Here is an 11,021-nt window from a genome sequence, read left to right on the forward strand (position 1 = left end):
ATGACGCAACCCGTGAATCACGGACAGACGTGTGTCGCGTCGTCGGCAGAAATCCTGCCGGACGAAATTACTGAACGGGCGATCAGCGCTGTTCAGAAGGCCATTGGCGAACAGAATTATCAACACTGGTTTGCCGGACGTAGCCGATTCGAAGTCACGAATCATGCACTCCGCATATTCGTATCAAATCCATTCATCTCGAACTGGCTGCACAAGCGATTTCGCACCGCGTTCAACGCCGCCGCCGTTGATGTCCTTGGACCGGCCGGCGCATGCGAACTGCTGGTCGACGAAACGCTGCAAGCCGCGCAATCTGAGTCTCCTGCCAAAGTGTTGCCAATACCCAATGTTGACACTGGCAAAGCCACGTCGAAAGAACAGCGGCAACCCGGAAAGATTCAACAGCCGCCCATCAGTGGTGTGCAAACACTGGCAGTGCGTGGATCGAACCGGCGAAGATTTCGCACGTTTAAAAGTATCGTTAGTGGCGAATGCAACGACCTCGCCCTGATGGCCGCACAGCAGGTCGCGGAATTTCCCGGCGAGCGATTCAATCCACTGTATATCCACGGTTCGACGGGGGTCGGCAAGACGCATTTGCTGGAAGCAATCTACAGCGAAGTCCGACGCACTCAGCCCAACCTGAACGTCGTGTACCTGACCAGCGAAGCTTTCACAAATTACTTCACTCAAGCACTGGAATCGAAAACCGTTCCGTCGTTTCGGCAACGGTTTCGTAACGTTGACGTCCTGCTGATTGATAACATCGAATTTCTGGACAACAAAAAGAAGGCGACTGAAGAAGAGTTTTTGCACACGATCGTGCAGGTCATTGAACACGGTGGGCAGCTGGTCGTCAGCGGTGACCGTCATCCAAGGTTGCTGACAAAGCACCGCGAAGAACTGACAACACGTTTTATGAGTGGCCTGGTGTGTCGCATCGATGTTCCGTGCGAAGACACACGTCGCCGAATCGCCGCCACGCTGGCGCTGCCGATGAAGAACAGCTTCACTCAGGAAACGCTCGACTATGTGGCTCGCCGCTGCAAAAAGAACATCCGCGAAATCCAGGGCGCACTAAACTGCCTGCACGGGCACTTTACGCTGACCAAGCGGAAGATCACGGTCAGTCGAGCGCGTGAGATTCTGGGCGATATGGAGCAGGAATGTCGTCACCTGGTCCGGATCAGTGATGTTGAGAAAGTCGTTTGCGATGCGTTCGGGCTTAGCCCGTCCGACCTGCGATCGAAGTCACGTCGCAAGACGGTGGCGTGCCCGCGAGCGATGGCGATGTACGTAGCTCGCAAGCTGACCAAGGCGGCGTATCGTGAAATTGGCCTGTACTTTGGAGGTCGCGATCACAGCACCGTTGTTGCGGCCGAGAAGCGAGTCGAGAAGTGGATCGAGCAGGATTCTCCACTCGAACTACCTTCGTCCTGTCGCGGCCGCACAATTTCGGAAGTCGTCCAGGAGATTGAAGAGCGTTTGCTGAGCCTGGCGATCTAGCTGAGTATCAATACTGCCCCTGAGCATTTCCGAACGCGGCTCGCTGGCCGTTCATTTGCTGAACTGCCTGGTTGTACGCATTGTTGTTCTGCTGCAGTTGAGCGTCGTACGCCTGCATCCGTGCAGCTGGTGAGCCGGGGGCTGCTCCGCCGTTGAACGACTGATACTGCTGCCCGTTCGGCTGTGGCTGCATGTTCATTTGTTGTTGAGGGGCGTTGTTCTGATACTGAAAGTTGGGAGCTCCGCCGGGCTGAGGCCCCGGGCCATTTGGTGAAGCCATTCCACCGGTCTGTTGTGGGGCGCCGTATTGAGGCTGATTCAGATATTGCGTCGCGGAAACCGGAGCGATCTGTTGGGGGTGAGGCGACATGTTTCGTGGGTAGAAATTGCCCTGCTGTTGCTGCTGTGGCATTTCGCTGGGAAGCACGCTAATCGGACGATTGTCACGTGCCGGAGCGTTCGCAGACGCCTGATAGACCTGGTTGCCTTGGGGGTACTGAGGTTGTCTCTGCGGCGACTGGTACTGTGAATGCATCGGCTGACCACCGAAGTTTTGCATTCCGTTTTGTGCCATCGGCATTTGTGCGAACTGCTGTTGTTGCTGCTGTGGTGACGGCTGAGAATTCATTGGCGCTTGGTTGATGCCGAGTGGAAACAGCGTTCCCGGCCCCGCGTTCAGGCCCGCAATCGGAGCCTGCAGGCTGTGGTCAACGGCAGAGCCGGCAGTAGACATGCCCCCGCGCGGCGAACCGGCGATCAGTGGCTGGCCGTTCTGGTTTTGTTGTGGCCACGCCCCATTTCTAACATTGTTGTGAGATGGGTACTGCGACTGCGACTGGTTGCCGCCCATGTTCGATTGGGCCGTCTGGTAGCCGTTAGGTCTGGCGCCTGTGTTTGGTGAGTTAATCACGCCGCCAACGGGGACCCCTTGCTGCGGTGGATTTCCATTGGACGCAAACTGCAAAAACTGGCCTGCCGTCTGATCCGAGCCATTGCCATTGCCGAAGTTGTTCCCGGGGCTATTTCCAGGGTTTGTGCTCTGACCAAAATTCTGTTGCGGAGTGATGGCCGGTCCAACGCCGGGCGGGTAGACGCTGACCGGGCGATTGGCGTGAGCCATCATGCCGTGGTTGTCCGCTGGTTGTCCGGTCTGTGGTTGTTGGCCAGCGAACGATTGCATCGGCTGCTGAAATGGCTGCATCGCTGGTTGCTGGGCATTTCCGTTCTGAGCGGCTCCATACTGAGGAGGTGTGGCCGCCACTTGCGTGCCACCCGTGGGATTCGACTGATTCAGGTCCTGCTCAAGTTTCGCCAGCGTGTTGTTGATTTCTGACGCTGAATAGATTGATGCAAGTTGTGATTTCGCGGCATTGCGGTCGCCTCGCTTTAGCGACAGCAACGCAAGATTAATGTGGGCTCGTTCATTCTGCGGAGACACCTGGACAGCCTGGTTCAGGTACTTTGATGCTTCAAAGAATCGATCCTGCAGCAGGTAGCTGTAGCCCAAGTCGTTTAGCAGGCTGGGATCTTCCGGCCTTTGTTGCAACGCCTGCTTGTAGTGCAGTTCTGCGGCTGACCAGTCGTTTTGCAGGTCGGCAACGATCGCCATGCCGTGGTGAGCCGATGAGTTCTCATTGTCGACGGTCAGCACCTGAGTGAAAATCTGCCGTGCTTCATCCAGCTTGGTTGTGTCGCCCTGGCCAGCTTCGAGGATGGCGGCTCGCCCTGATTTGATTAGTTGGTCGACTCGCCCCGCCGCAATCGGTGGTGCGGCGGCCACAATATCGTTGGATGAATTAGAGCTGGCAGACTTTGACTGCATCGACTGCGCCAATTGAGGCCGAGCTGCCGCAGGTTGAGGATTGTTGCGCTGTGCAAGTTCTTCGGCGGTGTAGCGAGGTTCGCTGGCCGCCTGCCACGGCAGCAAACTGTTCCCGGTTTGGCAACCGCTGAGCAGCAAGACGCAGGCAAGAAATTTATGGCTGGGGCGGCGTGTCATCACAAATCATCCGTGATCAGTTTTGTGTCGTGCAGCGTCGGCTGGCCGCGTCATGCAACCGCCGAAAATGGGCCTGAATTTTGGATCGGCTCGCGTTATAGAAGTGCGGCGGCAAGACTGTCGAGGCGAGAACGACGCCCAAATCATGCACCGGCAATACCTGCCGGACGCTTTCGTGAGCCAACCCGCAGATTCTGCGTGAGTATCCAGAAGCCGGATTGCATTGACGACCGAGAGCCCACCGCCGACACTGCCGTGCCTCCCAGAGCATGCGGCGACGCGGGCTGGCAAATATCATCAGCGGCGTGGAAGCCACGACAAACGGCCGGACTGATGATATATATGGTGGGCTTCCGCCATGTGCCGCACATGACCAAACCCGGCCGTTTCAACGTTTCCTCCGGTTTTGCCAGCCTTTAGGCAGCGGCGCAGCGGGCGGAAATTACTTGATTTTCATCTTTCATTATTCAAACGCCCCAACACCATGAAAATTGTTCGCCTTCAGCTTTCTGACAGCTCCACCTGCTACGCTCAACAAACCGACGACGGCTCATTCCAGCGTCTTAACGGTGACCTGTTCGGCGAATTAAAGACGACGGGCGAAGCGGTGTCCGGAAAGGTGCTCGCGCCGCTGCAACCGGTCGACATCCTGTGCATCGGCCTGAATTACCTGAAGCACGCGCAGGAAGGGAAAGCCGATATTCCCGAAAACCCGGTGCTGTTTATGAAGACCAGCTCAGCCGTGCAAAATCCCGGCGATCCAATTGTATTGCCGCGGAAGCTGAACAGCGACCAGGTTGACTATGAATGCGAACTGGCCGTCGTGATTGGCAAGACGTGCCACAACGTGTCGAAAGAAGACGCTTTGGACTATGTGCTAGGCTACACCTGCGCAAACGACGTGAGTGCCCGCGACTGGCAGAAAAACGGTGGCGGCGGGCAATGGTGTCGTGGCAAGACGTTTGCCACGTTCTGTCCACTGGGTCCGTGTTTGGTGACGTCTGATGAGATCAAGAACCCGAATTCGCTGACCATTCGCACGACGTTAAACGGCAACGTCATGCAGGACTGGAACACGGATGATATGATCTTTGACGTTCCGTCGATCATTGAATTCCTGAGTGCCAGCACGATCCTCGCCCCCGGCACGGTGATTCTGACAGGCACGCCGCATGGCGTCGGCTTCGCTCAAACCCCGCCCGTGTTCCTGAAGGAAGGCGATTCGGTCAGCATCGAAATCGAAAGCATCGGCACATTGACAAACCCTGTCGTCGCCGAAGTCGTGTGACGGGGCGTTCATGAATCGAATTCGAATCGAATCGATCGACGATCCCCGGCTGGATGCTTTTCGAAGCATGAAGAAGTCCAACAGCACTCGATCGCAGGACACCTTCATCGCGGAAGGCACGACACTGGTCGAACGGTTGTTCCGCAGCCCGTACGAAGTTCAGACGGTATTGGCCTCCACACAAAAGCTGGGCAACTTTGCGGACCGAATTCCTGACGGAACGACCGTCCTGGAAGTGGATCGCGACCTTGCGACACAGTTGGTGGGCTACTCGTTCCATCTGGGAGTCGTGGCTGTCGCAGCTCGAAAACCTTCGCCCACACTTGCCGATGCCGTGCCGCCAGATGGGGCGAGTCTCGTGTTATTGGCGGAGCACATGATCGACCAGCAGAACGTGGGGCTGTTAATCCGGATCGCGTCCGCCTTCGGTGCAGACGCGGTCGTCCTGGGAGCCGGATCCGCCGACGGGTTCTCGCGGCGCGTGTTGCGAGTCTCAACGGGTAACGGTTTGTTCATGCCAATTGTTGAGGGTGCAGCCGCCGGGCAGGCCGTTGACGACCTGAAGTCACTCAACTATACGTGCTGCGCAACTGTGCTGACCAGCAGTGCGACGGAACTGGCCAACTACTCGTTTCCGGCCCGTACGGCGCTCGTCTTCGGCAACGAAACTCACGGGCTGACAGCCGAGATCGCGGGAAGTTGTGATGAACGTCTGACGATTTCGATGCATAACGACACGGATTCCGTGAATGTTGCCATCGCGGCGGGTATCTTCTGTCATTCATACCGGTCACAACATTGACGGTCCCGGCGGTCGGTCTGAAAATCCTTCCAACACTCAATTCCAAAACGGCGTAAGCATTCGGCCTGAGGTACGTAAACCTTCTTCACGACAGCACTTGTAGCTTTTGTTTGCCATGAAAAACCTTGTGATTCTTGCTCAACAGGATGGGCCTCAGGTCTACGAAATTGCAGACTGGGCCCCCGTGTGGGTCGTTGGTTTGCTGTTGTTTCTGGGCTTAGTTGGATTTTCGTACGGCACGCGAGCCGGCATTATCGCTCGTGCGACCACGAAAGAAGCGATCCGGCAGCCGCTGTTCTTTCTGCTGCTGTTGATTTCGGCCGCCGTGCTGGTGGTAAACACCTTCATGCCCTTCTTCACTCTGGGTGACGATATCCGGGAACTCAAAAACTGCGGCTTAGCCACGCTGCTGATTTCCGGTGTGCTCTTGGCCGTATGGACGGCGGGGACCAGCATCACCAACGAAATCGACGGTAAGACGGCGATGACGCTGCTGTCGAAGCCAATCACGCGACGCCAGTTCGTGCTCGGCAAGTACATCGGAATTGTCCAGGCGGTGCTGTGGCTGTTTCTGCCTATGATGCTGCTGATGGCGTTCCTGATCTTTTACAAGGTCGGCTACGACCAGAAAGAAGCGTCGTCCGAAGTGGCTCACTGGATTGAATGGACAACGGTCGCTGGTGGTGTGGAACTCCCCAGCCCCAACCCCGTCCGAATGGCGGCGGTGTCTCAGGTATTGCCCGGCGTAGTGCTGTGTTTCTTCCAGGTCTGCGTACTGGGTGCCATCAGTGTGGCCGTGGCGACTCGCTTGCCGATGGTGGTGAATCTGGTGGTGTGCTTTGCCGTTTTTGTGGTCGGCAATCTGACCCCGATGATGGTGACTCAGGGTAAGACCGTGATTCAAAACGAATTCGTCACCTTCGTCGCGCGCCTGATTGCAACGATTTTACCGTCTTTGCACTCGTTCGATATCTACGGAGTGCTCGCGCGCGGCGGGTCTGTGCCGCCCACTTACCTTGGCGTGAGCCTGCTGTACGGAGCGGCGTATGCGGCGGCCACGATTCTGGTGGCATTCATTTTGTTTGAAGACCGGGATCTGGCTTAACAGAGAAAAACATCCGTCGTCCGGGCGGCTCGCAGTTGTGACGCCGCTGCCCGCTGGTTACCGTGAGAGTGTGGCGATTGACGTGGCTGTCGGCCTCGACGGAAGCTTCGCGACCCGCGTTCGAAATTGCCATCCCGGCCGATAAGGCCCATTTTACGAAGGCAGTTTCGTGTCTGATGCAGCCCCCAATGCGTTTCACAAGGTCATTTCTGACCGGCAGTTCTTCACTTCGTCACTGGCCGCCGCGCTGGTGGCCGCCATCCTGTCCGCTCTGACGCTTGTCGGCATCGTGCTAAGTGCCGCCGGACTGACGAAGCTTGTCGTCGCTGGGGCGATCTGCGTCGATTCGCCGGCGGACACCGCGGCTGATCAGGTCGGATTTCCGCAGAACATTGTTCGCCCAATTGTCGATGCCATTCCGTGGTTGAATCAGCCGGGCTCAGCCCTCAGCACCTTGTTCGTGGGGCTGGCGGTGCTCGTGCTCGTCCGGTTGCTGCTGCGAGCCTTCGCGGAATCTCGCATCAGCGGCCAAGTGTCCCGAGCCGTTAATCGACTGCGTGAGCACATCCAACGCCAGGCTCTGCGTTGCAACCCCGGCGATCTGACAGGCGCTCAACGTCGCACGGCGGCCAGCTTGTTTCAGCAGACGGCCCAGAAACTGGACGACAACGCTCGCCGCTGGAGTTTCTATCGCTGGACGTCCGGCTGTGACCTTGTCGTGCTGACAATCCTTCTGTTGTGCATCAATTGGCGAGTCGGCCTGGAATGCATTCTGCCCGTCATCGTGTGCTGGTTTATCGCTCGCATCGAATCCGAACGTCACGCCGCATCGGCTCATTTGCTAACCGAGCAGTTCGATCGCGGCCTCGAAAAGCTGACAGCACACCTGGACAAAGCACGCATTGTGGCGGGCTACGGCATGGAGTCGCTTGAGCACGACCACTTTAGCGGCAGCCTGAAGTTGTACGAAAAACGCTGCGACAGACTGCGGCGACAAAGACAGCGAAGCCGCTGGTCGTCGAACCTAATTTTTGCCGCCATGGTCGCTCTGCCAGCATTCATCCTGGCGCGACACTTGTTGTTCGGCGATCTGATCGGTCTGCCCGCAGCCGTTGCGATCGGCACGGTGATCGGCTTCTTTGTCGTCAGCCTGTACCGACTCCGCAACATCGCTCAGTTGCACGGCGCAGCCACAGTGGCCGCCGACAGCATTAATCAGTATCTGCTGCGAGTGCCATCTGTCAGCCAGGTTGTCGGGGCACGCTTTCTGGAGCCGATGTCACGGCTGCTGCAATTCAATCAGGTGTGCGTGGAAACTGAAACGCACCCGGACCTGCTGTCGAATCTGGATCTGAAAATCGAATTCGGCCAGCGAGTCGCGCTGTTGTCTTTGGATCCGCTGGAAGCCGAAGCCCTGGTCAGTCTCGTGCCGCGATTTCAGGATCCGTCGCGAGGCCAGGTGCTGATCGACGGTCAGGATATCCGTCGCGCGACGCTGGAATCGCTGCGTGCAGAAGCTGTCATCGTCGGCGGCGACGAACCCGTGTTCAACACGACCGTGCTGGAAAACATCACGGTCGGCCAGTCCAGTCTGTCCAAACAGGATGCGATCGAAGCCTGCAAGGTGGCTCACGCAGAAAGCTTCATTCGCCAGCTTCCCAAGGGCTACGAAACTCATCTAGGTGAACATGAATCGCTACTGGATGTCGGGCAGAGATTTCGGTTAAGCCTCGCCCGCGCGATCGCTCGCAAGCCAGCGCTTTTGATCATCCAGGAACCGGAAGCCGCGCTGGATGCGGAAACCAAGGCCATTTTGGACGACACCTATCAACGCATCTGCCAGGGCCGCACGTTGATCTTTCTTCCGACACGCCTGTCCACCGTCAAAAAGTGCGACCGCATCATCATGCTGCACCACGGCCGAGTCGCAACGGACGGTCGGCACGAAGACCTGGTGCGAACGTCTGAACTGTACCGCCACTGGGAGTACCAGCGGTTCAACGTGTTTCGGTAGGGCGCGAGCTTGCACAGCCAGCGGAGCATGACGCAACAATTGGGCGCGCTCACATTCGCCTGTGTGCATACCGCGATGCACTGCACATTCACCCTTCGGCGATTTGCAGTCGTGCGCAACCTAATCCCCGGCAGCTATCTCACCGGCCCCATGAGGGCTGCCTGTCAGTTGCGAATCTGGCCGGTTCCGTGGACCACGTATTTGTAGCTCATGATTTCCCGCAATCCGCAGGGACCGCGAGCGTGAAAGCGGTCGGTGCTGATCCCGATCTCAGCACCCAACCCAAACTCGCCGCCGTCGTTAAATCGAGTACTCGCGTTCACGATGACCGCCGACGAATCGACCTGATTCTGAAAGTACTCAGCCGCCTGCAAGCTGTTGGTGACAATCGATTCTGTATGGCCTGACCCAAACTGCCGAATGTGACCGGCCGCTTCTTCGATGCTGTCCACGATCTTTACCGACAGAATCAGTTCCAGGTACTCCGTCCCGTAGTCTTCATCTGTAGCAGCCTTCGCGTCTTTAATTCCTTTGGCGCTTTCCGAACAGCAACGTAGTTCGACGCCCTTCGACTGCAGTTCGGCCGCGAGGGCTGGCCAGAAACGGGCGGCCGCGTCTTTGTGAATGAGCAACGTTTCCGCCGCGTTGCAGACACCCGGACGCTGACACTTGCTGTTCACCGTAATGTCGGTCGCCATCGCCTGATCGGCCGACGCATCGATGTACACGTGGCAGATGCCATCGAAGTGCTTAATAACGGGCATAGTGGCTTCGCGAGCTACTCGTTCAATCAACGACTTTCCGCCACGCGGGATGGTGACGTCGATCAGGTCGCCCTTCGCCAGAAATTCGCCGACAGCCGCTCGGTCGGTGGTCTCCACCAGTTGCACGGCGTTTTCCGGCAAGCCTTCCGCCTTCAGGCAATCCTTCAACACGCTGTACAGCACTGTGTTGCTGTGAAACGCTTCGCTGCCCCCACGAAGGATGACCGCATTGCCGCTCTTCACGCACAGCGCGGCGGCATCAACTGTCACGTTCGGGCGCGATTCGTAGATGAAGAAAACGACGCCCAGGGGAACTCGCACCTTGGTGACCAGCAAACCATTCGGCCGCTTGCAGCTTTCAAAAATCTCACCGACCGGGTCCGGCAGTTGACCGATTTCAACAACGGCATCGGCAAGGTTCTGCAGTCGTTCCGGCGTGAGTCGCAGGCGATCGATCATCGCGGAACTCAGACCTTTTTCCTCAGCCGCAGTCAGGTCTTTCGCATTGGCCGCCACGATCTCATCTGCGCGAGCCACCAGTTCGGCCGCACAACGCTTTAGCCAGTTCAGCTTTTGATCGCCGGTCGCTGTCGCCAGTTCGATGGATGCCTGGCGAGCGTTTTTTGCAACTGTTTTTGCGTATTGTTTCAGTTCCATGATTCCAATTGCCTCGGGGTAAACTCAAAGAAGCCCGGCTTTTTCGAAAAGCCGGGCTTCGATCGTAACGTAACGTCTGCTCACCTGAACCTAATCGTCAGAAACGTAAGGCAGCAGGCCGATAAACCGAGCTCGCAAAACAGCTTTCCGAACGGCTCGCTGATACAGCGCCGATGTGCCGGTACGTCGGCGAGGCAGAATGCGGCCTTCGCGGTCGATCAAATTGCGCAACGTCTTGAGGTCTTTGTAGTCCACATACACGGGACGAGGCACATTGCCGCCAGCCGTGAACGGGCATGTCATCTTCTTCTTCTTCAAACGAGCACGTCGTTTGCGAAGCTTCTTTAGATCCGATTTCGAAATTGTTGCCATGTAACTAAGTTCGCCTTGTATGCCTGATAAGCGATTGTGGAACGGGCTAGTGAGCATGTACCGCAACCACGTAGGCAAGTCTCTCCGAGACTCAAATCAGCGTCTCACAGAGACGCCGCTACGTGGAACACGAGTACTGACCGCTCACTTAGAAACCTCGTAAAGCCTGCCATAGTCCTCAGCTATAGCCGACCGCCCGGTCGGACCGAACACGCAGTGTGTGCTCGGCGAGGAAAACAGAAGTCGAGTATTGTAATCGGCTGTCCCATAGGAACAACACAAACTCCAGTCCCAATTCAGAACCACGAAAAGTGAGAACGGCGTGCAAGAATGCAGTTCTCGTGTTTCCGCCCAGCGGGCGCAACAAGTGGACGCTGTTGTTAGCCGACGGGACCTGCGTTCGAATGCGAGAAAGCCCCATTTAAGACAGGCTCGTCCGCCTGCCGCCATACAGCGCATCGTCGTGGAACTCGCCTGATTTCCTGCGATTATGACGCCTGCTCGCGATTGCCGG

General features: G+C 57.2%; 8 protein-coding genes. 5 read left to right on the forward strand and 3 right to left on the reverse strand.

The window, feature by feature from the left end:
• A complete protein-coding gene (dnaA, locus tag Fuma_RS00005; protein WP_077022332.1) occupies nucleotides 1–1,506 on the forward strand; it encodes a chromosomal replication initiator protein DnaA in 1,506 nt (501 codons plus the stop codon).
• 7 nt (nucleotides 1,507–1,513) lie between these two features.
• Here the strand turns inward: dnaA and Fuma_RS00010 are convergent, their stop codons facing one another.
• Nucleotides 1,514–3,505: a tetratricopeptide repeat protein gene (locus tag Fuma_RS00010; protein WP_077022333.1), complete on the reverse strand. Its 1,992-nt coding sequence runs from the start codon at nucleotides 3,503–3,505 to the stop codon at nucleotides 1,514–1,516.
• Between the two features lie 484 nt (nucleotides 3,506–3,989).
• On the opposite strand from Fuma_RS00010, the gene Fuma_RS00015 reads away from it, so the two are divergent.
• The 4 genes from Fuma_RS00015 to Fuma_RS00030 all read left to right on the forward strand — a co-directional run bounded on the left by Fuma_RS00015 (nucleotide 3,990) and on the right by Fuma_RS00030 (nucleotide 8,714).
• Entirely contained in the window at nucleotides 3,990–4,793 is an 804-nt protein-coding gene (locus Fuma_RS00015; RefSeq protein WP_077022334.1) for a fumarylacetoacetate hydrolase family protein, read from the forward strand.
• A 10-nt stretch (nucleotides 4,794–4,803) separates the two neighbouring features.
• Nucleotides 4,804–5,595, forward strand: a complete 792-nt coding sequence (locus tag Fuma_RS00020; protein WP_077022335.1) for a TrmH family RNA methyltransferase — start codon at nucleotides 4,804–4,806, stop codon at nucleotides 5,593–5,595.
• A gap of 115 nt (nucleotides 5,596–5,710) precedes the next feature.
• A complete protein-coding gene (locus tag Fuma_RS00025; protein WP_083731689.1) occupies nucleotides 5,711–6,700 on the forward strand; it encodes an ABC transporter permease in 990 nt (329 codons plus the stop codon).
• A 169-nt stretch (nucleotides 6,701–6,869) separates the two neighbouring features.
• A complete protein-coding gene (locus Fuma_RS00030) occupies nucleotides 6,870–8,714 on the forward strand; it encodes an ATP-binding cassette domain-containing protein (RefSeq protein ID WP_077022336.1) in 1,845 nt (614 codons plus the stop codon).
• Between the two features lie 164 nt (nucleotides 8,715–8,878).
• On the opposite strand, the gene Fuma_RS00035 is transcribed toward Fuma_RS00030, so the two are convergent.
• Complete coding sequence (locus tag Fuma_RS00035) at nucleotides 8,879–10,135, reverse strand: glutamate-5-semialdehyde dehydrogenase (protein ID WP_077022337.1); 1,257 nt, start codon at nucleotides 10,133–10,135, stop codon at nucleotides 8,879–8,881.
• A 90-nt stretch (nucleotides 10,136–10,225) separates the two neighbouring features.
• Nucleotides 10,226–10,507 carry a 30S ribosomal protein S18 gene (gene rpsR / locus Fuma_RS00040; protein ID WP_077022338.1) on the reverse strand — a complete coding sequence of 94 codons (282 nt, stop codon included), beginning with the start codon at nucleotides 10,505–10,507 and terminating at the stop codon, nucleotides 10,226–10,228.
• Nucleotides 10,508–11,021: the final 514 nt, after the last annotated feature.

Origin of the sequence: Fuerstiella marisgermanici (assembly GCF_001983935.1) — a bacterium.
GTDB classification, from domain to species: Bacteria; Planctomycetota; Planctomycetia; order Planctomycetales; family Planctomycetaceae; genus Fuerstiella; species Fuerstiella marisgermanici.

Bases quoted from the DNA above. Each gene is read 5' to 3' on its own strand.
- dnaA (WP_077022332.1), top strand. From the start codon at position 1: ATGACGCAACCCGTGAATCACGGACAGACGTGTGTCGCGTCGTCGGCA.
- Fuma_RS00010 (WP_077022333.1), bottom strand. From the start codon at position 3,505: ATGACACGCCGCCCCAGCCATAAATTTCTTGCCTGCGTCTTGCTGCTC.
- Fuma_RS00015 (WP_077022334.1), top strand. From the start codon at position 3,990: ATGAAAATTGTTCGCCTTCAGCTTTCTGACAGCTCCACCTGCTACGCT.
- Fuma_RS00020 (WP_077022335.1), top strand. From the start codon at position 4,804: ATGAATCGAATTCGAATCGAATCGATCGACGATCCCCGGCTGGATGCT.
- Fuma_RS00025 (WP_083731689.1), top strand. From the start codon at position 5,711: ATGAAAAACCTTGTGATTCTTGCTCAACAGGATGGGCCTCAGGTCTAC.
- Fuma_RS00035 (WP_077022337.1), bottom strand. From the start codon at position 10,135: ATGGAACTGAAACAATACGCAAAAACAGTTGCAAAAAACGCTCGCCAG.
- rpsR (WP_077022338.1), bottom strand. From the start codon at position 10,507: ATGGCAACAATTTCGAAATCGGATCTAAAGAAGCTTCGCAAACGACGT.